Source organism: Shewanella sp. A22 (genome assembly GCF_053850585.1).
Window position 1 is genome coordinate 1 of sequence record NZ_JBSQBN010000045.1, and the last position, 23,898, is coordinate 23,898.

The following is a 23,898-nucleotide window of genomic DNA, read 5'->3' on the forward strand; positions in this document are numbered from 1 at the left end:
CAGATGCTGGAGGTAGAGTAACGCAGGAGCTTGTTACCGAGGATCACTATTCGCTTCAATCATCTGCCTTGCCTACAGCACTTTGAACTCCCGCTGAAAGATCACATATTTAATAGGATTGGTATAAAGACACTTATATCAAAAAGACTAGTGCCATTGATTAACGAATGAGTCACCAACTAAGCGGGTAACTAAACATAAATCAAGTCACAAACCTCTGTACTTGAGATCAAAACTTCATTAATCCATCAACATAAATATACACTGTAACCATTACACATTTAACAGAAATACACTAAATCCTCCGACACAAATTGCTCAGGAAGCTTTTGTAAGTCCTTTAAGAGTAAAGGATTACCCAGCAGATACGCTAACTCTTGGCGCGTAAATAGGTCGACAATATTATATTGGCATTGTGCTTCTTGTACTTTTACTCGAGTAATGGCTTCGAGTGACTCAACCGCAGAACCGGGTAAACGGTGTGGCCTTTTATCAATAATGTCTAAATGAAGTGCCATTAACTCAGGGCCTTGCAACAACCTTGATAAGGTCCACGGTTGGGCAATTGCATTACTATATTCTTCACGACGAGATAGCGACTCAAGGCTAAGTTTTGGCGGACATATCTCTTCAGGAGTGGCCAAAATGTGCATACGCTTGACCCACAACCCCAAACGTTCCGAACCTGTCATGGCAGAAAGCGGCACAGCCAGCCATAAACCGATTAGCGCAGGGCTCATCCAAGCGAGTAAAGTAAGCGAATCCAATACAGCCGCGTAACCCAATAGCACTCCAATTAACATATGCCAACGATGGCGATAAATCAGAGTTAACCAAGGTAAGCTGCCATCGTCACGTCGTTGTGGCGCCCAGCCACTGTCGCGTCCGGCTAAAATCGATATTACAGCTCCACAATGAATAAGCATCATAATTGGTGCGATAAGTGCCGATAAAATAACTTCCACCACTACGCTAATCATCACCTTACCCCGACCACCCAATTGCCGGCTCATCTTGCTATTTTTCAGTAATAACAACACGCCAAATATTTTGGGGCCAAACAATATTCCCATGGTGATATAGAACAAGCGTAATGCACGGTCTGAGTCCATTACTGGCCAAGTAGGAAATAGCGAAAACTGATCAGTAAAATATTCTGGGCGAATAAAGTGTGCTTGTAATGCCAGCATTAACCCAGACAAAATAAGCAATAGCCAAAAGGAAGATGACAAGTAGGCCATAATCCCAGAGAGCAAATGTAAACGGCTCACCCAATGCAATCCTTTGGCAAACAACACCCGCGAGTGTTGTAAATTACCTTGGCACCAACGACGATCGCGCACCGCTAAATCGATAATAGACGGAGGGCATTCTTCGTAAGACCCAGGAAGATCGGCTGCAATCACTACGCTCCAACCAGCACGACGAATCAACGCCGCCTCAACAAAGTCGTGGCTCATGATATGACCGCCAAAAGGCGGTTTTCCTGCAAGGTTGGGTAACCCTGCTGCGCTCATGAAAGCCTGAGTGCGAATAATGGCGTTGTGGCCCCAAAAGTTACCTTCTTTATGGGTCCACCAAGATAAACCAGTACCAATAACCGGACCATAAATACGCGCTGCAAATTGCTGTAACCGCGCCATTAAGGTGTTGCCATTGATTAAATACGGAATGGTTTGGATAAGCCCAGCATCTGGATCGGCCTGCATCCGCTGAGCGAGACTGACGATAGTGTGGGTTTCCATTAAACTGTCGGCGTCTAACACCAATAAGTGATCGTATCGGGCGCCCCAGCGTTTACAAAAGTCAGCCACATTACCGGCTTTACGGGCATCATTTTTACGACGACGGCGGTAATACACCCGCGCATCTTTGCTCACTTGATGACGCAATATTAAAAATGCCTGCTCTTCCGCCAACGCAATATCGGGGTCGGTAGTATCGCTTAATATAAACCAGTCAAAAGCATGTGCTTCTCCCGACGCAACCAATGCCATTGCCATTACTTCGACAGCGGAAAAAACGCGATCGGGGGATTCGTTATATGTCGGCATTAATATCGCGGTGCGGGTATGCAATTTTACGCTTTCGGCGATTTCTGTAGATGGCTTTTTGAGGAGCATAATAAAGCCGGCTATGCCGCCACTAAATGCCAATGCTATCCAACAAAAGTTAACTGCAAACAAGACTAAAACGATGTATTCCAGCGGGGTTACACCGCCGACATTAAATACCGATACCATCTCGTAAATAGCCATAGCCGACATAATAACAGCACTGCCAACCACTAAAAGTCGGCGTAAGCCGTCTGACTTTACCCCATTGGCGATAATACTCTTTCGTGGCATGCCTTCTGACAACGCACGTAAACTTTGCGGCTCCATTGGGCTTGGCCGTTCTAACGGCATAGCCGTACCGCCAACCAGTGTGGTTTCAATGTCGCTAATAGTAGATTCAGTCTGCATCATGTTTGCTACTACTTAGTCCAACGATAAAGCCAGGTTTCTACATCGCGTGGGCCAGTAAACTTAAGCTCAGCACGTAGTTCAATCAATTCAGCATCTTGTGGATCCATTTCAAATGCCAAACGATAGCCATTAGTTTTAGGCTGACGAGACACCACCACATTGGTCACTTCACCGGCAGAACTCTGCACTTTGGCGACCGGAATTTCATCGTTATTGCCTTCTTTAACTTGATAGTCGATAACAAATAAACGCCTTGGTGTGGCTTTAGCGATATCAGCTCGACCACTGGCAGTTCGGGCAACAATCACGGTACCATCGTCAACTTCGGGCTCGTTGCCCCAAATTAATCGATAAGTAAAATGAAACTCGCTACCCGCTGCAATAGGTTGTTTAGGTTTCCAGTAACTGACGATGTTGTCATGAATTTCAGAGTCGGTTGGAATTTCGGTTAACACTACCTCACCCGCGCCCCAATTTCCGACAGGTTCAACCCATAAACTTGGGCGACGCTCGTAGTGGGCTTCGAGATCTTGATATGCATCAAAACTGCGTTCACGCTGAATTAAGCCAAACCCTTGAGGCGAGTTGTCCATAAAGGCACTCACTTGCAATTGCTTTGGATTAGCCAGCGGACGCCATAAACGCTCGCCACGACCATTTAAGATCAATAGCGCATCAGAATCATGCACTTCAGGTCTAAAGTCATCGGTGTTTTGACGACCATTCATTGAATGTAAAAACATACTGGTGCTAGGCGCTAAACCGACTTTTACTAACTCTTTGCGCGGAAATAAGGTCGCTTCCACATCTATATGAGTGTTTTCACCCGGTCTTACTGAAAATCGATATGCTCCTGCAACACTAGGGCTGTCTAACAATGCATGTACCACAATTAAGTTACTGTCGGTATTTGGGCGTTCAACCCAAAAAGCACGAAATATTGGAAACTCTTCGCCTTCTGGTTCAGCGGTATTTAACGCTAACCCCCTTGAAGACAAGCCGTAATCGTTGCCTTTACCCAATGCACGAAAATAACTCGCCCCTTGGAATACCATAAGCTCATCAAAATACGCAGGGGTATTGAGCGGATAATGGATACGTAAACCCGAATAGCCAATATCTTGGGTCGGTAACCGCTGACTTAACACATCACCTGCAGTAAAAAATTCTGAGTTATAGGCTAAATGGCTGGCTTGTTTACCTTCAACTAGGGCAATTTCAATCAAGTCTTGGAAATAAAACCCCCGATGGAACAATTGCATTTGATATGGCAAACCTTCGGCTTTCCAAATAGAAGCTTCTGGCTTAAAGCGAATGTCGCGATATTCATCGTAAGAAATTTTAGCCAACCCAGGTGGTAATGGGTCTTTAAGTTCCACATAGGGGTTTTGCGCTAATTTACGCGCGATCTTAACCACCGAATCAGAGTCAAAATTAGCCGTTTTGGCAAAACGTACTTTGGTTTCTGTGTTCAGATTATTAGGTGATTTCACAATCGCTTGTTCATCTGCATAAGTTTGCAACGGTATGGTTACGATAGGCGATGTTGGTGCAATGATCGGCGGAGTGGGTTCTTGTGCAGCAAGATTAAAACAAAACCCTGCAGCTATAGCTAACGACAAACACGTTAGTGATTTTTTGATAGTTTGAGATGAGGCCGAAGTACGACTACTCAGTAAGCTAACCATAATAGGCTACCTAAAAAAATACAGCGTTGATATGCGAGTTCAAGAGCGGTTATTGCGGCAAAATGTCTTGGTACACAACCCTATGCTCTATTTCGCGAACGATATCAGAACGCCAAAATTTTGCACAAGTATTCATCAAGAAACTCCATTAGCACCTATAACATTTTAATCTATTGATATAGCCAAATAGCGTATTAAATGAAGACAAAAATCAATCCATTAACGCCCATCTAATGAAAAGTTAATGGCAGTCCAGATATCCTTCAATACAAACAAGATTAACACTCGTTCCATTAATCTTGTGAGCAATCAGCGTCACTCAGGTTTTCAATTTGATGCACCTTGTTATTATGCGTTAATGGCAGTATTTAACGTCACTAACATGACCACGAACCTGCCATATGGTCTACCAATGGATTCTAAAACGTGACACCTCTGCGCTAAAAACATATCTCTTGGCAACGTCACTCCTTTCTTGGTTCATTGCGTAAGCTACTTGGCCTTGCCATCAATTATCGCCCATAAATTGCAACATCTTCGTTACCTCATAATTCTCATTATCAAAAAAAGTAAGACCAACATGTTGTCGTATTAAAATCTTCAGTAACGAGGATAATGCATAAGCCTTAGAAAACACCTGCGTTTTAAACAGCAAACAAACTGTGCCTCATAACACAACTGTGCAAATTTTAACCCTTGTTTAATTGTTAAGCATACGTTAATACTAATTTACTCGATCATGTATTAAATAGAATCGAGAATCAGCAAGATTTACACATCATATGCAATACATCATTGCACCTTTGGGGAGGAAAAATGATGAAAAACAGTGTATTAAAAATATTAATAAAACGAGTAAAGATTAAGTCCGCCACACTTAGCGCATTATTTTTAGCGGGTGTGACGCTACTATCGCTTTCGCCACAACAAGCTTATGCACAAGGAACAAAATACCCTGTGGTACTCGTTCATGGTTTATTTGGCTTTGATGATATTTGGGGCATTGACTACTTTTACAGAATACCGCAAACCTTACGTCAACAAGGTGCTCAAGTGTTTGTTGCTAGCGTGTCACCGGCTAATTCAAGCGAGGTGAGAGGGGAGCAGTTGCGTACTTTTGTTCAAGCAGTACTAGCACAAACAGGGGCGGAAAAAGTTAACTTAATTGGCCATAGCCATGGTGGTCCAACGATTCGCTATGTCGCAAGCGTTAGCCCAGAAATGGTGGCTTCGGCAACATCAATTGGTGGGGTTAATTGGGGCAGCCGTGTTGCCGATTTAGCCCGTGGGATCATTCCCGCAGACTCCAACACAGAATACCTTGCACAACAAGGCATTAACTTGTTAGCAGGTATTATTGCCGGTATATCAGGTAATAACGGTTTACCCGCAAATAGCATCGCAGCAATGACATCTCTAACCACCCAAGGCTCTGTAACATTTAATCAAGCATATCCTGAAGGTGTACCAAGCCAATATTGCGGTCAAGGCCAACAGTTAGCAAATAATGGCGTGCATTATTTTTCTTGGTCGGGCACGAGCCCATTAACTCATGTTGTTGATCCATCGGATTATCCACTGAGTTTAACCAGCTTAGTTTTTGGTGAACCGAATGACGGTTTAGTCTCTGCCTGTAGTTCTCATTTAGGTAAAGTGATTAAAGACAACTATACAATGAACCATTTAGATGAGGTGAACCAAACGTTAGGGCTTGTTAGTTGGTTTGAAACTAACCCAGAGACCTTATACCGCCAACATCTTAATCGTTTACAACAATTAGGGTTATAAACAAGATGCAACGTGGATTCTCATTATTATCAAATCCACGTTTATGGGTGGGCATATTTTTGCTCGCCCTTTTTAGCGTGTTTTTTATCGCGTCATTGATGAATAAACACCAAACAGCGCTATTGGCCTCGGAAAAATCACCTACAGTTCAGCATAACTCAACATTATTCACCCCAGAAACGACAGAGATAAATAACCCCGTTGGCACGGAACAATTAGGTAAGCCACTGTTATTATCTCAAGCACTACGCTGGGATTTTGACGACATCATTTTGCAACATCAAGATAATGCAACCTCGCTAGATAACCTATTGTCTAGATTAGCGAATAAACTTGATCTTAGTGCCGATGCTCACGCTCAACTTACTGCATTATTTCAGCGTTATCGAGATTATAAAATAGCATTATCATCTCTAAAAGATACCAGCCCAGCAATAGATAGCGATATTGATTTAGCCATAACGTTTGACTTTATCGAACAGGCTCATCTATTGCAGCAACGCTATTTTTCGGAACTCGAAATAGACGCTTTTTTTGCCAAAGACAACAAGTATGATCAACAAGCATTTGAGCGACTTAGAATTCGACAAGATAGTAGTTTAACCATAGAACAAAAAGCGCAGTTACTCGCTCATCAAATCAGCCAACTGGATGAAGAAGAACGCCAAGCTCTCACGCCAACACTAATAGCCAATGATATCAGCGCTTATTTAAAGGGATCACAACAACAGGGCGAAACGTCTCCTGCTAACGTGTTAACAGGAATAAACACAGAGATCAGCCAAGAAGTGATTGAGCGAGTACAAGCAACTCAAAATACCAATGTGCAATGGCAACATAAAATTACCCTATATCAAGCTTATCAACAGCAAATAGCTCATTTGTCAGCCAAAGAGCAACAACAGGCTTTAGCACAATATCAACAGCAACAATTTACCCCTAATGAACAAAAACGCTTAGCCGTGTTTCTTAATCATCCTGAGCTAATCACCCCTTGATTGAGTGGTCTACAACGTAAACCTAACAATAGATGGCTTACCATCATCCAAGCTTGGTTTGCTAGTTGATATCCCTACAGTCAAATATCCCCAGTGACGATAACTCAATGCACTCAACAGCCACATGAATCCAAAAGTATTAATGGTTTGGAGCAAAGCCGTTAAATAGCCATAAAGCTGAAAAATCATTAGCGTATGAAAATTTACATTCCACTATAGAACTCACACTACATGGCCCTACCCCTTATTAAGACTGGAAGGTCGCTGTTAAAAAATGAATGGAGTGCGAGAATAAAGTGGCAAAACAATATGAGTTAGAACAAATGACTTGACCCATTGGGTGTAAATGCGAATAATTATCATAATTAATACCAACATTTGACATTTTATGCGGCCCAATGACTTGTTGAAAGTGAAATTAAGCAATCAAAAAACTGTTTTAGGGATTGTTAACTCAGACCTCTCCCCATCGCAAAACATTCCATCAATAAAACGTAAAAATAACCAACTGGCGGTCACTAACGCATGTTGATTGCTGAAATTCAGCATGACTTTTAAACATGTAAAGCCTACTTGAAACATAAAACCAGACCAAATGACACTTAGGGAATATACATGTTAACTAAAAAATCCGGATTCACTTTGACCACCGTTGCGGTGGCCATTGCGGCAAGCCTTGCCAGCTCGTCAGCTTTTGCAGAAACAAATCCGCTAGGAGCCAAACCAGAAGTCATAGTGGTGACGGGGAGCTTATTGGGCAATTCTGAAGTGGCGGATTTAAAAACCTATACCGGAAACCGTTCAATTATTACCTCTGATCAAATAGAGCGCACTGCAGCCAGATCAATTGACACGGCATTACAACAAGTCCCTGGGATTAAAATTAAAGACGAAACGGGCACTGGGGTTTTACCTAACATATCCGTACGAGGCTTAGACAGCAGTCGCAGTGGCTACGCCCAAGTCTTACTCGATGGGATCCCAATGACACTTGCGCCATATGGGCACACTGGCCAGTCATTATTCCCTGCCACCTTATTTATGATAGATAGAATTGATGTAGCACGCGGCGGAGCATCGATTCAATATGGCCCTAACAACGTTGGCGGAGTTATAAACCTTATTTCAAAGCCAATCCCAACAGACTGGGAAACCAGCCTTAATGAACGCATGACCTTCTTTGGTGACAGTAATACCTTATTTGATACTAACGTCAGCACTGGCGGCGCGGTTAATGAAGATTTTTCGATGCGTTTTGATGGCAACATCACCAAAGGGGAATCGTTTCGTGAACACTCCGAAACCGACATTAAAAACCTAATGTTAAAGACCCTATGGAATATCGATGGGCAAAACAGCTTAGATGCCACGTTACAATATTACGATGCTTTTTCTGAGCTACCAGGTGCCTTAAATACTGCCGCATATGAAGCTGATCGAGAACAATCTCTACGCCCTAATGATGAATTTAATGCCAATACTAAACGAGTGTCATTGAAATATAGCCATGTTCTCGATGATTCGAAAATTATCGATTATGGTGAGATTGATCTCAGAGTATTTGGTAATAAGAGTTCACGTAATTTTCAGTGGGATTTTTATGACTCAAGCAAAGACACCGACGGTAATTTAGGGACTAGCTGGAGTGATACTACGCAAGAAGCCACTCATCTGCGTAACTCTCCACGCGACTTTACCGTGTTTGGCATTGAGCCAACGGCAAGCTTGCTTATTGATGGTGATATTAGTCAGCACATTATCGCCGGTGCTCGTTATATTAATGAAGACATTAGCTACCAGCTCAACCATATAGAAAAATCGACTCAAACTGCAACGCGTCCGCGTGACTGGCAAATGGATACTAATGCCATGGCCTACTATGTGAGTAATAAAGTGGGATTTTTTGACGACACATTGTCGGTTACCCCTGGCATAAGATATGAAGATGTCCGCATGACCTTTACCAATGTTGGACAAGGCTATAGCCAAGATAATCACGTGACCGAGTGGCTTCCTGGCATCACTTTAGGTTACGAATTCAGTTCAAATTGGTTTGCGTATACCAATGCTCAACGCTCATTGAGAACGCCGCAAATTTCACAATTATGGCCTAAAGATCAAACCCTGGAATCTGAGCTATCGTGGAACTATGAAGCAGGCGTACGCTTTACCCCAACAGAGCGCAGTAACTTAAGTATTGCGGCTTATCGTATCGATTTTGAAAATAAAATAGAGTACGACGGTGACGTTAGTCTGTTCGTCAATATTGGTCAAACTCGTAACCAAGGTATTGAGCTAGAAGGCACTTACTCACCTATGTCGCTACCAGATCTGGTTCTAACGGGTGCATACAACTATTTAGATACCGAACAACTTGATGGAGAATTTGCCGGTAACGAATTGGCTTATGTGTCTAAACATCAACTTTCTGCTAGTGCTTTATACAGTATTAAGGATGTCGATTTAGGATTAATGGCATTTTATTACAGTAAATCATTTGCCGATTTAGCTAACACAGTTGAGGAGAATGTATCTGGTACATCGGGAGAAGTACCTGCGTATACCGTGGTTAACTTCAATATTGGTACTGAGTTTTTCAAACAAGATAATCATGGCCTAAAAGTGGGATTATCCGTCAATAATCTATTTGATAACGAATACTACTTTAGAGGCTTAGATGTATCGCCAGCAGGACGAGTGCCTGCATCGGGTCGCTCACTGAGCTTAGATGTCGGTTACACCTTCTAATCGATATTGTTTCTAATATAGATGTTTTCAGTTTTAACTGAATAATAATCAACATGTTGTAAACAACAAAGCCTCAGCATTAATGCTGAGGCTTTGTTCTACTAGTTATCGTATTGATGATCGTATTGCTTGTAGAAATGGAGTGGCCACCGAAAAGAGTTAGGTGGCCCTACGATCAGCAACACAAACATGTAGCCAATCTAAATAACCTTAAATAATCAAATCCTTCATCAAACCTTCCAGCACATCCGCCTGACGGCTCAAACTCTCGATTTCTTTTGCGGTCATATTCACCAACTCCATCACTTGAATAGAGCTACCACGGACTGAATCAACGTCATTGGCAATATTATCCGCCACAGCACCTTGCTCTTCAGCAGCAGCTGCAATTTCCAAACTTCTGTCAGAGATATGTTGGTTTTGCTCCGCGATCTCACTAATATTTTGGCTTGCACTTGTCATTAACTGTTCGCTTGATTCAGCTTCTTTAACCGTTTTTGCCATCACGCTCATTACACCACGGCTATTAGTCTGCAGCGTTTCAATAATTTTTTGAATCTCTACGGTAGCAGCTTGAGTTCTACCCGCTAAGGTTCTTACTTCATCTGCAACTACTGAGAATCCACGACCTTGTTCGCCTGCTCTGGCGGCTTCAATAGCAGCATTAAGGGCGAGTAAGTTTGTTTGGTCAGAAATAGCATTAATCGTTGCAATCACCTCACCAATTTCAGTCGCACTCGAATCCAATTCTGCAACAGCAACAGAAGTACCACGAACCTCGCCTGCTAATTGATTAATTTCAACCAACGTTTTTTGGATCTGGGCTTGCCCTTGAGTGGTTTTTTCCGTGGCGCGCGATATCTGTGTTGACGACTCTTGAGCATGACTAGCCACTTCTCGAATCGACACGGCCATCTCTTCTGTGGCACTGGCTAGAGAATCAATACGATCTTGCTGCACACTGGCTAACGTTGAATTCTCATCACTACGGACACGTAACTGAGCACTAATCTGTTGGATCAACGCAACCGCTTCTTGAGTAGTTTTTACCAGTAAATGCTCGCGCTCTGACACTCTATCAACGGTTCTTGCTATTAAATTAAACTCATTACGTGCTGGAGCATAACCAATACGAGCAGCAAGATCGCCCTCAGCTAGCCTATTTAATGCATGATAAATATCGAATATACTGCCACCGATAAAGGTATTAATATAATAAGAGCAACCAAACATCAACAATAAACTCAAGCTAATAGCAACGATATGCCATAGACCTAACTCAGGCAGAAAACTAATGTCATCAACATAACTTAATGAATAATTCTGCCCTGAAACCTGTGCAGAGACATCTGTATTACGCCCAATGTTAATGGCTGTATTTTGCAATAATGGTGACAGTTCCGATGCAGATAATTGATTCGCTGACGCCAATTCAGCAATCAAGTCCACTTGTTTTTGTGCTTCTATTTTGCTCTGTGAAGATGCTGCATCAGCAAGACTAACGCCCATGACGACAACGGCGAACACTGCAGCAAAAAAAAGAACAAGAAAACTTTCCTTTAATTGTACGTTAATTAAATATTTATCAATCCAGCGGAATGCAACTTGTTTCACAATGATATCTCCAAAAAATCCACAAATGACCAGTCATTACCGAAGCGAGCAACGCTCGTTCAGTCGGCAATAAAGAATACATGTAAACACAACTACGTTAATGCAATAAATAATATATGACTATTTGTATCAGGTATTTCTAAATCACAAAATTGTTGTCTAGATCACGCAAAAAAGTCACACACCACACTTATTGCAACCAATTAATTACAAAGCGGTAACGCACATTAAAGGCCAATACGCTACGAAAAAATGAAAATATTGAGTGAAATGTTGCCACAAAAAAACATACCATTCATTAACCTTTACAATAAAAAAGCTTAGCAAACCCTCGCCCATACTGAAAAATCACATTATCCTAAACTAAGCGATAGAATAGTCGTATCATGATTTAACGCGAGTAAATCAATAATGAATACCGTACGCTATATTGACGATGCCTAGAGCCGATTTTTACACATTCACAGAAGTGAAATGTAAAAATACAAACAGAAACTATTTCATCGCTGCGCGAACATAGACATCGAATCTATTTTTCTTGGTTGCAATAACCATACTAGGTTTAACACCGTCTAAGTCTTCAGCATAATCAGGGCGTTTTACGACGACTCGTTTCGTGGCGAGAGCCATTGCGGGAGCTAGCAACCCATCGGCATCAAGATCGGCGCCAACTAAGGTTTGAAATACGCGCATTTCTTTTTTAACCAGGGCTGATTTTTCGCGATGCGGGTACATAGGGTCGAGGTAAACGACATCGATTTCGGTGCCCGATGACTGAGCGGCGTCGGCTAATGCACTAATACTTGAGCCATGAAATAAGCTCATCAAATCGCGCATCCAATGGCCTATTTCGGCATCTTCATAAGCTCGGCGTAAACCATCTTCTAATAGTGCTGCCACAACAGGATGACGTTCAACCATAATGACCTTACAACCTAAACTGGCCAATACAAAAGCATCTCGACCAAGCCCTGCTGTGCCATCGACTACGGTTGGTGTTACGCCTTGCTTGAGCCCAACAGCTTTGGCAATCGATTGACCTCTACCACCACCAAATTTGCGACGATGCGCCACCGCACCAGATACAAAATCAACGCTAATGCCGTCGAGCTTAGGCTCGTCTCGCTTATACAAACTCAAGCTATTTTGCTCAAACCGCAATTCAAACACGGCGTCTTTGTCCCACACTAACTGCCAACGTTGGGCGATATCGATTAATGAAGGATACTGCTGATTAAAGAAGATAGGTGTCTGCAACAAGATGATTACCATGCCAATGTAAGAAACGACATCATTATGCCAAATGGCATCACCCGTGAACACCTATACCTTGTGCCCAAGACCACTTATAATGAACGATTACACAGTTTTTGCTGTCTCATATAGTTAATGGAACTTCCCATGCTCAGTTATCGTCACGGTTATCATGCGGGCAATTATGCCGATGTGCTTAAGCACTCAATGCTTATTCAAGTATTAAAAGCGATGCAGAAAAAAGATAAGCCTTATGTGTATATCGATACTCATGCAGGCGCAGGTGCATATTCATTAACCGATGAGTTTGCCCAAAAAACGGGTGAGTATTTAGAGGGCGTAGCCAAATTATGGGACCACGCTAATTTACCTACAGCATTAGCCGACTATGTTGAAACAGTGAAGCACTTTAATGCTGAGTTTGATGGCGAGTTAACCGTGTACCCTGGCTCACCGGCTATTGTAGATGTAGAGCTTCGTCCACAAGATAGAATGGTGTTACATGAATTACATGGCACTGACCACGAGTTACTAGCTGATTACTTTGTTGAAGACAAACAAGTTAAAGCGATTAAAGGCGATGGTTTACAAGGATTAATTGCCGCCGTGCCGCCGTTAGAGCGTCGTGGAGTGATATTAATTGACCCTAGCTATGAAATGAAAACTGACTATCAAGATGTTGCTCAAGCCATCATAAAAGCTCACAAACGTTTTGCAACAGGCACATTTCTTTTATGGTATCCCGTGGTTAAACGCGAGCAAACAGAGGCAATGTTAACCCTGCTAAAAAATAGCGGCATTAAGAAACAGCTGCGTATTGAGCAAGCAATTAGTGCTGACAGTGACGAGTTTGGTATGACCGCGGCAGGTTTATGGGTGATTAATCCGCCTTGGCAATTAGATGAACTCGCCAAAGAAACACTGGATTATTTAGCGCCTTTACTCGGCCACGCTGATGGTTACACAACAGTAAAGTGGGAAGTCGGCGAGTAAGACTTTCTACCCGCAAAGATGTGAGTTTATTGTCGTATCAGATGCTAACTATCTTTATTGAAACAACACACGAATTTCAAATGGAATTAACCTGCAGGCTCAATGGTTCTCCGTCCGAAGTGTCCGGAATAGCGTGATGAAAATGCCGTAGTGACATCATGGATGATGGCACAGGCTCAGGGAGACATGGATGTACCATCTGAGCTTTATTATGCTATGAGGGTCAACACTTTGTCGGAGCTGCGGGGGAGAGCCAAGAGGGGGAAGCAGTTTCCCCTTTTTGGTCGGGTGTGGGCGAAGCACGACCTTGATGTTATTTTTTGACATATGATACCAATCTCATTAAATATCTGGTCAGTTCACATATTTAATAGGATTGGTATGACTGAGCATTACTTAAAAAATGCGCCTGCCGCACCAGGGAATACCACAGGGCTAACATTGCCATTAGCGGCAACACTTGCAACCCCATACAAATAATTGTCGATAACCATATTATCTAGCGTGAACTGATTAACCTTGCCGACATAACGACTATGGGTCCATTCTGGTACAGTAGTTGAACGCCAATAGATGCGATAACCAACAACTGTTTTATCATCACTATCAGCCCAACTTAACGTGGTACTTGGTGATACTTGCCCTGCAACGGTTACTTTTGTTGGTGGCGCTGGCGCCCACGCTTGTGACGCTAAACTAATCGCATTAAGCGCGGTCAGTTTGGCGGAAAAGTCAAAATCCACCCCTTCGATCACATCGCCATAAGCAATGCCGTTTTCGACACGAATATCTTGATGCTGACGATTATAGTTCTCGTTGGTTTCCATAATCCGCACAGCAGGTAAACCAGCCTGATTAAACGGTAAATGATGGCCACCACGACCAAACCGATCAAGGCGGTACACGAGTTCTACATTTAAATTAGTCATATACTGGTCGGCTAGCGATTTAATTTTACGGGCTAAATTACGTGAAGCCGAATCATTCTCACCACCACTAAAGTACCGTGCTTTGGCTTCATCTGCTGTTTCGGCAAAACGCACTCCTTCAGAAAAAACCCGCACGCTACTGTTATTAATCACGCCATTGATACCCGAGATATTGCCAATCATGTCGTTGTTTAATACCGCTTGAACATGCCAATGTTGCGCCTTAGCATAATCAGCTAAAATATTACCACCATACAAACCTTGCTCTTCGCCCGACAACGCAGCATAAACAATAGTGCCGTTAAATTGGTATTTTGATAATACTCGCGCTGCTTCTAACGCCCCTGCCACACCGGATGCATTGTCGTTAGCACCAGGAGAAATTGACGAGGCATCCAACACATCACTAACACGTGAATCAATGTCGCCGCTCATCATCACTACACGGTTAGGATCCGTTTTACCGCGCTGAATCGCGATAACATTAACCACTTCGGTTGGGTTCTCGATTCGCTTACCTTGAACAGTGTCACCCACTGTCACTACTTCTAAACAACCACCACATTCTTTGGATATACGATTAAACTCAGCTTCAATCCAACGTCTTGCAGCACCGATACCTTGGGTGTCAGATGTGGTATCAGACAAAGTATGTCGAGTACCAAAACCGACTAATGTACGAATATCTTGTTCAATCCGCTGGGCTTGAGGCGCGTTTGCAATATCATACAACCGCATGTCCTCTTGCGATGGCGCGACTAACAATGGTGTCTCAGCAGCCATAGCGGGCACCGCGACAGCGCCCAATAACAGCAACCCTGCTATACCCGCTAAACAATAACCGTTGTTACGACTGAGTTTGACCCGCTTAGGTTGTGCTTTATGAATTAAATGGTTCATGGATAAATACCTTAAATTAACTGGCTAATGCTTTTTGGTAGCGTTTTAATAATATTTTTACCCGCTTCACATAAGCTTGTGTTTCAGGATAGGGCGGTATACCGCGATATTGGATCACCGTTGTTGGGCCTGCGTTGTATGCTGCACAAGCAAGGTCTATGTCGCCGTTAAATTGGCTTAATAATTGCGCCAGATAACGACTACCCCCACGGATATTCTGTTGAACATTAAAAGGATCGTCGACGTCCATATCGCTTGCTGTACCAGGCATTAATTGCATTAAGCCTTTGGCACCCGCTTTGGATAACGCACCGATTTTAAACGCTGATTCTGCATGAATTACAGCTCGAATAAGCGCAGGATCAAGCTGATATTGCCGCGCAGCTAAAGCCACATCGGTAGCAAAATGTGAGGTAAATAGTGGGATCTTATACCAATCGATAACCGAATCGACTCGGCATGCGAAACATTCGTACAATAACACTTGATAGTCTGCATCCAGCGGTTGTTGATCGCTAAACACCATCACCCCATTGGTTTGTTTGTATTGAAACACTTTACGCTTTTCAACGCCTAAATCACTAACAATGCCATTTTCAGAATAACTCGCTTTTACACGGGGCTTACTCGATACCGTACTCGACTTAGTTAACGGATAATCATTGGTCAAAGTACGTCTTTGCGGTTTATCACCCACATAGCCAGCATCCAACGATAGCTGATCATTGATTGATTGCTCATTAACAGGCTTAGTGTTGCGTTGTTTCAAAACGTTATATTTATCAATAATGGGTGCAGGATAGTTTTCTGCGGTACTCGTTTGAGATTGTTGCAACGATAACTGTTTTTTTTCTGCAGCGGGAACAGGAATGTACTTGGCTTTAATTTGTGGTTTTTCAAACGCTTCCACTGCGGGGGAAACCACTTGCTTGGCATGTACTGGTATGCAAGCGCATAATAAAAACAAAACAATACCGTGTAGCGTCTGCAAATTACGCCATATCACAGGGTTATTCCTGCACTTGATCGAATATTGGCATCGGCGCGATATGAGCCAATTTAGCCACCGCCGAACCTGGGAAAATTTTGACACCACTGTTCAGCTCATCTACCGCTTTACGGTAAAAATCCTCTGCATGAACAAAATCGAGCTCTAGCTGTAAATACTCTGCAAGCTGCTCTGCACATAACTTATCTTTGTTTACTGTTGCTAATAAATCCTCTAATCCTTGGTCTATTTGCTGCCAAGCGGCAATCGACACCGACAACGAACCATCACTCACATTAGACTCTTCAATTGGTTGTTCCCAATCATGTTGCGGTTGCAGTTGTTTTAGGTGCAGTAATTGGGCTTGTTGGTCATCCGTTAACGGGCGTGGATAAGAGGGTTTTTCCTGACACAGCTCGGTAAACAAAGTCAGTCTTTTATCAATTTTTGAGTCGATCACTTTTAGCGCTTCAATGGCTGAAGAGCGCTTTTTAAGTAAACTGGCATACCAAAGATATGCCAGAATTGCGGCTAGTGTGAGGCAAATAAAAAACGCCTGCATGATGAAATCCTTTATTATTGTTATGTACTATCATAATCATAATTCACTCAAAATTTCATCTTTATTGTTGATATCTTTGCTAAATAACCTTAGCTCGAAACAATAAGTGGATAATAAACATGCCGTTGGCTTACGTCATTGGCTTGCAATAAAAATACGCTGATTTTTGGTTAACTAATACAATTCCTCAAACCAACACAACAACACCTTACAAACATAACAGACATAGAAAAAACCATGTTAAACACCATTTCAGTGCAAATTAACCATAACAAACCCACCAAACAACACTAGCTCAATAACCATACAGACAAAAAATTAATAATATTTAAATTCATATAGATAACCACCATTGTCGACGGGTGTTTTTTAAGCACAATTTAAGTTTACTTGTGTTAAATCCATTCAATATTCTTTTAAAAAGAGTTTTTTTATACCGCTGAGTCGCTTTTATTACAGCGGTATAATTATCAGCCAATAAGATACAAAAAAGCCCAGTTAAACTGGGCTTTTTATGATTAGCAAATTACAGATTAAACCGAGGTTCTGTCGCTATCTACTTTGTCTTCTTCCGCTTCAGTCGGTTTCTGACGCTTATTGAAAAGACGCTCAACAACCACAAAGAACAACGGCACAAAGAAAATACCTAAGAATGTAGATGACATCATACCACCCAGTACCGCCGTACCAATGGCATTTTGACTACCCGAACCTACACCCGAGCTAATCGCTAATGGCACAACACCTAAACCAAATGCTAGTGAGGTCATTAAAATAGGGCGTAAACGCACCCTAACTGCGTGTAATGTTGCTTCGATTAAACCAGAGCCTTTTTCATAATACTCTTTAGCAAATTCGACAATCAAGATGGCGTTCTTAGTCGCTAACCCCACTGTAGTCAACAAGCCTACTTGGAAGAAAACGTCGTTAGGTAAACCACGGGCGCTCATGGCTAGCAGCGCACCAATAATACCTAATGGCACCACTAACACGACCGATAAAGGTACCGACCAGCTTTCATACAATGCTGCTAATACCAAAAATACAACCAAGATAGAGAGCGCATACAAGCTTGGAGCTTGGTTGCCCGACAAACGCTCTTCGTATGACAAACCATTCCACTCTAAGCTGTAACCTGGAGGTAACTGTTTAGCCATTTCTTCGAATGCATCCATTGCGGCACCTGTACTGTAACCAGGAACTGTCGCACCCTGAATGTTTACCGCAGGCACACCGTTGAAGCGCTGTAATTGAGGTGAACCAAATTCCCAAGAACCTGTAGAAAATGCCGAAAACGGTACCATTTCACCATGGCTATTGCGCACATACCAAGTGTCTAAGTCGCTTGGCTGCATGCGGTATTTCGCTTCACCTTGCACGTACACTTTTTTCACTCGGCCGCGATCAATAAAGTCATTGACATAAGAACCACCCAGAGCAGTAGCCAACACGCTATTGACATTATTGATATCAATATCTAATGCACGTAACTTCGCATGATCGACGTGGATTTGATACATAGGCGCATCTTCTTGGCCATTAGGTCTTACCCCTACAAGGTTAGGGTTTTGCGCAGCCATACCAAGCATCTGGTTACGTGCCTCAATCAGTTTGGTATGACCTTGACCATTCAAATCTTTTAAGTACACATCAAAACCATTTGCGGTACCCAGCTCAATAACTGAGGGCGGCACAAAGGCAAAAACTAAGGCTTCTTTTATTTGCATAAAGCGGCCCATCGCTCTACCTGCTAACGATTGCACATCTTGCCCAGGGGCTTCACGGGTTGACCAATCTTTTAGGCTAACAAACGCAAGCCCCATATTTTGACCAGAACCTGCAAAACTAAAGCCTGCAACGGTAAATACCGAATTTACAGCATCTTTCTCTTCTGTAAGGTAATAATCGGTTATATCTTTTAGTACTTTAACCGTGCTCTCTTGAGTTGAGTTTGTAGGCAAAATAGCTTGGGTAAATAAAATACCTTGGTCTTCATCTGGTAAGAATGCGGTTGGCATACGTAAGAATATCCAAGCCACGGCAACAACCAAACCCACGTATATCAACATGACGCGGAATGAACGCTTCAATATACTGCCAACGCTTGATTCGTAACGTGATGTCATGGCATCAAATTTACGGTTAAACCAACCAAAAAAACCGGTTTCAGCGTAAGTATGGCCTTTTTTAACCGGTTTCAGCATCGTGGCACATAAGGCAGGCGTCAGCACAATTGCCACAAATACAGACAATGCCATTGCCGACACAATCGTAATGGAGAACTGACGATAAATAACACCTGTAGAACCTGACATAAATGCCATTGGCACGAACACCGCCGACAACGTCAAACCAATACCCACTAACGCACTAGTAATTTGGTCCATCGACTTACGCGTCGCTTCCAGCGGGCTTAAGCCCTCTTCAGACATCAGTCGTTCAACGTTTTCGACCACAACAATCGCATCGTCCACCAGCAAACCAATCGCCAACACCATCGCAAACATGGTGAGCGTATTAATGGTAAAGCCTGACGCAGATAACACTGCAAACGTACCCAGCAATACCACAGGTACAGCAATAGTAGGAATCAGCGTTGCTCTGAAGTTTTGCAAAAACAGATACATAATCAAGAATACCAACACAATGGCTTCTATCAATGTGTGTACAACACCTTCAATCGATTGCTCAACAAATGGCGTCGTATCATAGGGATAAACAACTTTAAGCCCTTGCGGGAAAAACTCCTTCATCTCATTAACTTTAGCTTTAATGCCCTCTGCTGTGTCTAACGCATTGGCACCTGTCGCTAATTTAAACGCCAAACCAGATGCAGGTTTGCCATTATAATAAGAGTCAACAGAATAGCTTTCTGCACCTAATTCAACTTTAGCCACATCCTCAAGATAGACATTTGCCCCTGATGAATCAGACTTAAGAATAATACGTCTAAACTGTTCGGGGGTTTGTAAGCGGCTTTGCGCAGAAATTGTCGCGTTAAGCTCTTGTCCTGCAACCGATGGCGCACCACCTAATTGGCCTGCTGAAACTTGCGCATTTTGCTCACTGATAGCCGCGGTAACATCAATACTGGTTAGGTTGTACTGAGTGAGTTTAAGTGGGTCTAGCCAAATACGCATGGCATACTGGGCACCAAACAATGTTAACTCACCGACACCCGGTACACGGCTCATTGGGTCTTGAATATTAGCCGCTACATAGTCGGAAATATCGCTTTTTCCCATCGAACCATCTTCAGACACAAAACCCAGCACCATCAGAAAGCCTGATGTTGACTTGTTCACTTTTACGCCCTGTTGTTGCACTTCTGAAGGCAATAAAGGTGTGGCTGATTGCAGCTTGTTTTGTACTTGAACTTGCGCAATATCTGGATCAGCTTCAGCGTTAAAGGTTAAGGTAATACTTGCATTACCAAAACTATCGCTGGTTGATGAGATATAGCGTAAATGATCAAGCCCCGTCATGCGTTGCTCAATGACCTGGGTAACGGTGTCTTCCATGGTTTTGGCAGAAGCACCAGGATAAAAAGCACTGATAACCACGGTTGGTGGTGCAATACTTGGATACTGTGCTATGGGTAAGCCTCTAATGGCCAACACACCTGCAAGCATAATTAATAGTGCAATCACCCAAGCAAAAATAGGGCGATCAATAAAAAAGCGAGCCATAATTTATCCCTATTTTTGTGGTTGATCAGCCGTTAAAACTTGCGGTGCTACAGGAGCGCCAGGGCGAATTTTTTGTAATCCTTCAACAATAAGCTTATCGCCAACCGACAACCCTTCAACAATACGCCATTTGTTAGCAATCACTTCTGCGGTTTTCACTACGCGCATTTCTGCATGGTTGTCTTTATCAACCACCATTGCAACGGCTTGGCCTTTGTTGTTACGAGTAATGGCACGTTGCGGCACTAATATCGCGTGTGGATCTTGGCCAGCATTTAACTGCGCACGTACATACATACCAGGTAACAAAGTGCCATCTGGGTTAGGGAACTCAGCACGTAATGTTACCGAACCGGTCGTTTCATCAACATTTACTTCAGCAAATTGCAGCGTGCCTTCATGATCATAAGTGCTGCCATCTTCGAGCATTAACGTTACTTTGGCATTGTCACTTTTAAGTAACTGTCCTGAGCGTAAATTTGCTTTTAAACGCAGTAATTGTGCACTTGATTGAACAATATCAATATTGATTGGATCGAGCTGCTGAATCGTTGCAAGGGTATTAGTCTGATTGGCTGTCACTAACGCACCTGCTGTAACAGATGATTTACCAATACGACCTGATATTGGTGCTTTAACCTCAGTGTACTCAAGATTAATGTTGGCCGTGTTAATAGCAGCTTTTGCCACTGTAACAGCGGCTTGAGCTTCTTTATAAGCCGCTTCGGTTTCATCAAAGTCTTGCTTACTAACGGCGTTAGTTTTCACTAATTGCCCATAACGTGCGGCTTTGGCTTTAGCTGAGGCAAGCGCGGCATTGGCGCTAGCTAAATCGGCTTGTGCGCTAATTAATGCCGCTTTATAAGTGGCTGAGTCAATTTGATAAAGTGATTGACCTTGAGTAACTTCGCTACCTTCTTTAAAAGCTCGCTTAGTCACAATACCAGAAACCTGCGGACGCACTTCAGCTTCTAAAAATGCGCGGCTACGGCCAGGTAATTCAACTTTAATCGCTTGCGGTACCGCTTCCACAGTCATCACACCAACTGGAGTAGGCGGACGTTGTTGTTGTGACTGGGCATTTACATCCCCTTTTCCACAAGCGGTAATCCATAATGCTGCAGAAATTACTGCGGCGACTTTCAATGCTTTATGCATGGGTGCTCCTACTCCGATTCTATCAATATGGCATTCTCTAACTTGAGTTGCGCATTTGAAAATAACTAATATTAAACTGATAAATTTTTCTGGGTTCTTTATCGCATAGGTCTAAATTTCAAACAACTCACCCATGCGCAATAAATTGTAAATAAATAATAAGCTTCAGTTATTTAAAGCTTAATTGTTAATTGGTTGTGAACAAAAAATGGTTAATCAAACACACTTGACTTATTACCTCATTAACACCACTGTTTGCTAACATATTTAGTTAACTCTATACATGCATCGTTCGTACACTAGCTTAGTTGTTGTTCGTGACAATCTTATTTAATTCATCCATCTTTTGCGGATCAATTATTAGTGTTCGCCACCATGAATCACTCGCTTGCGGATTAGCTAACGTCACGGCTTGACCAAATTTAGGGGTTAACAACGTCACGTTATTCTGTTTCGCCAATTGGCTAATTCGTTCAAAAGGTTCAAACCAATCATGTAATGCCAAATCGAAAGTGCCATTATGTACAGGAAGCATTGCCCTAGCATCGACATCAATATGTGCTTGTAAACTTTGCTCCGGTAACATGTGGATGTCGCTCCACAATTCATTATAGGCACCCGTTTCAATCATGCTCAGATCAAAGGGACCAAAGCGCTCACCAATTTGTTTAAAACCATTAAAATAACCACTGTCGCCACTAAAGAATACTTTGTGTTTTAGCCCTTGGATCACCCAACTCGCCCATAACGTTTGGTTACGGTCGAGCAAGCCGCGGCCAGAAAAATGTTGTGCGGGAGTCGCCGTAATACTCAAGCCATTTAATTCAACAGACTGCCACCATTCCAATTCGGTCACTTGAATAGGATCTACCCCCCAAGCGGTTAAATACTGACCCACATTGAGTGGAGTAACAAAATGCTGCACTTTAGCTGCTAATTGCTCAATCGCGCTTTTATCAAGATGGTCATAATGGTCATGGCTGATGATAACGGTTTTTATCGCCGGTAAATCAGCAATGCTGATAGGAGATTGATGAAACCGTTTTGGACCCACCCATTGAACTGGAGATGCTCGTTCACTAAATACTGGATCAATCAATAAATATTCACCGTCGATGCGCATTAATAACGTTGAATGACCTAGTCGATATACGGCGTCTTCAGGATCTTGTGCCAATATTTTTTGAGTGAGCATGACCAACGGAACACTTCCTTTTGGCACAGGATCGTGACGCTGGGTTTGCCAATATGCCTTGGCTATCGGCCACAAACTACTTAGCCCTGTTTGATAAGTTTTTTCGCTATTGGCAAATGGCTTGCTTTTAGTGCCAGCAAACCGTGCTTTGCTTAACCAAATAATGATAACTAATGCACCAAACACTAATAACAAGCTCATTAATATTTTCATTTATTGCTTCAAAAAGTAAACTACACGGTGTAGTATAATGTCAATTATTTAAAAGTAAACTCCTCAGTATAATATTTTACAATAAGATTGCTTAGATGAAGCCAATGAACTCAGAAAAGAAAAGCCGCAGCCAAATTAAAAAATCCGCAATTATTGATGCTGCCAGAACAACCTTTAAAGAATTAGGGGTGACAGCCACCAGTATGGATAAATTAGCCCAAGTGGCTGGGGTATCTAAACGTACGGTATACAATCATTTTGCGACCAAAGAATCTTTGGTTATTAGCTTAATGACCGATTTATGGAGACAAGCATTAGCTCAACCCTCTTTAGTATATAATTCACATCAATCTTTAGCGGAGCAACTGCAACAATTGGTGCGAATTGATATTGATTACATTCAATCAGAAGAACATATTGAAGTATCACGAATGGTGATTGGGCATTTATTTTATACCACTGCAATTCAAGAAGAAATTAAGAAAATAATCGAAGAAGAAACAGCCACTTTACGTTGGATAAAAGCGGCAATTCAAGATGGCCGCTTAAGCGTAACCAATGTTGATCAAGCCCAAACAGAATTACAAAGCTTAATTAAGGGTCAATGTTTTTGGCCTTTAATATTTCAAATAGAAAAGCCATTAAATAACCAACAAAAAGATGAAGTCTCTGCGGAAATCGTTGCCATGTTCTTATCTCGATATCAAGTATAA

At 42.5% G+C, this 23,898-nt stretch carries 14 protein-coding genes and 1 pseudogene; 5 read left to right on the plus strand and 10 right to left on the minus strand.

What is annotated here, in order from left to right:
- Positions 1-281: 281 nt before the first annotated feature.
- Both mdoH and ACWXWT_RS10130 read right to left on the minus strand, forming a co-directional pair.
- Positions 282-2,468, minus strand: a complete 2,187-nt coding sequence (gene mdoH, locus ACWXWT_RS10125; RefSeq protein WP_456041465.1) for a glucans biosynthesis glucosyltransferase MdoH — start codon at positions 2,466-2,468, stop codon at positions 282-284.
- 8 nt (positions 2,469-2,476) lie between these two features.
- Positions 2,477-4,156: a glucan biosynthesis protein G gene (locus ACWXWT_RS10130; protein WP_456041466.1), complete on the minus strand. Its 1,680-nt coding sequence runs from the start codon at positions 4,154-4,156 to the stop codon at positions 2,477-2,479.
- Between the two features lie 816 nt (positions 4,157-4,972).
- On the opposite strand from ACWXWT_RS10130, the gene ACWXWT_RS10135 reads away from it, so the two are divergent.
- From ACWXWT_RS10135 to ACWXWT_RS10145, 3 genes are all read left to right on the plus strand, one after another.
- Positions 4,973-5,944: an esterase/lipase family protein gene (locus ACWXWT_RS10135; RefSeq protein ID WP_456041467.1), complete on the plus strand. Its 972-nt coding sequence runs from the start codon at positions 4,973-4,975 to the stop codon at positions 5,942-5,944.
- Positions 5,945-5,949: 5 nt separating this feature from the next.
- The gene (locus tag ACWXWT_RS10140) at positions 5,950-6,942 is read left to right on the plus strand and encodes a lipase chaperone (protein WP_456041468.1); all 993 of its coding nucleotides are present in this window, start codon (positions 5,950-5,952) and stop codon (positions 6,940-6,942) included.
- Between the two features lie 615 nt (positions 6,943-7,557).
- The gene (locus ACWXWT_RS10145) at positions 7,558-9,690 is read left to right on the plus strand and encodes a TonB-dependent receptor family protein (protein WP_456041469.1); all 2,133 of its coding nucleotides are present in this window, start codon (positions 7,558-7,560) and stop codon (positions 9,688-9,690) included.
- Between the two features lie 210 nt (positions 9,691-9,900).
- Here ACWXWT_RS10145 and ACWXWT_RS10150 read toward each other — a convergent pair whose 3' ends face one another.
- Both ACWXWT_RS10150 and ACWXWT_RS10155 read right to left on the minus strand, forming a co-directional pair.
- Entirely contained in the window at positions 9,901-11,304 is a 1,404-nt protein-coding gene (locus ACWXWT_RS10150; RefSeq protein WP_456041470.1) for a methyl-accepting chemotaxis protein, read from the minus strand.
- Between the two features lie 495 nt (positions 11,305-11,799).
- Positions 11,800-12,576: a class I SAM-dependent methyltransferase gene (locus tag ACWXWT_RS10155; RefSeq protein ID WP_456041486.1), complete on the minus strand. Its 777-nt coding sequence runs from the start codon at positions 12,574-12,576 to the stop codon at positions 11,800-11,802.
- A gap of 129 nt (positions 12,577-12,705) precedes the next feature.
- Here ACWXWT_RS10155 and ACWXWT_RS10160 point away from each other — a divergent pair, with 129 nt between their 5' ends.
- Entirely contained in the window at positions 12,706-13,551 is an 846-nt protein-coding gene (locus ACWXWT_RS10160; protein WP_456041471.1) for a 23S rRNA (adenine(2030)-N(6))-methyltransferase RlmJ, read from the plus strand.
- A gap of 392 nt (positions 13,552-13,943) precedes the next feature.
- Here ACWXWT_RS10160 and ACWXWT_RS10165 read toward each other — a convergent pair whose 3' ends face one another.
- The 6 genes and pseudogenes from ACWXWT_RS10165 to ACWXWT_RS10190 form a co-directional block, all read right to left on the minus strand.
- The gene (locus ACWXWT_RS10165; protein ID WP_456041487.1) at positions 13,944-15,263 is read right to left on the minus strand and encodes a M28 family peptidase; all 1,320 of its coding nucleotides are present in this window, start codon (positions 15,261-15,263) and stop codon (positions 13,944-13,946) included.
- Between the two features lie 133 nt (positions 15,264-15,396).
- Positions 15,397-16,026: pseudogene (locus ACWXWT_RS10170) on the minus strand (lytic transglycosylase domain-containing protein); the annotation flags it as partial.
- Positions 16,027-16,390: 364 nt separating this feature from the next.
- Positions 16,391-16,930 (minus strand): hypothetical protein, encoded by a 540-nt coding sequence (locus tag ACWXWT_RS10175; protein WP_456041472.1) that lies wholly within the window; start codon positions 16,928-16,930, stop codon positions 16,391-16,393.
- A gap of 533 nt (positions 16,931-17,463) precedes the next feature.
- On the minus strand, positions 17,464-20,619 hold the full coding sequence (locus ACWXWT_RS10180) for an efflux RND transporter permease subunit (RefSeq protein ID WP_456041473.1): 3,156 nt from the start codon (positions 20,617-20,619) through the stop codon (positions 17,464-17,466).
- 9 nt (positions 20,620-20,628) lie between these two features.
- Complete coding sequence (locus ACWXWT_RS10185; RefSeq protein ID WP_456041474.1) at positions 20,629-21,777, minus strand: efflux RND transporter periplasmic adaptor subunit; 1,149 nt, start codon at positions 21,775-21,777, stop codon at positions 20,629-20,631.
- A 304-nt stretch (positions 21,778-22,081) separates the two neighbouring features.
- Complete coding sequence (locus tag ACWXWT_RS10190) at positions 22,082-23,185, minus strand: MBL fold metallo-hydrolase (protein WP_456041475.1); 1,104 nt, start codon at positions 23,183-23,185, stop codon at positions 22,082-22,084.
- Between the two features lie 95 nt (positions 23,186-23,280).
- On the opposite strand from ACWXWT_RS10190, the gene ACWXWT_RS10195 reads away from it, so the two are divergent.
- Positions 23,281-23,898 (plus strand): TetR/AcrR family transcriptional regulator, encoded by a 618-nt coding sequence (locus ACWXWT_RS10195; RefSeq protein WP_456041476.1) that lies wholly within the window; start codon positions 23,281-23,283, stop codon positions 23,896-23,898.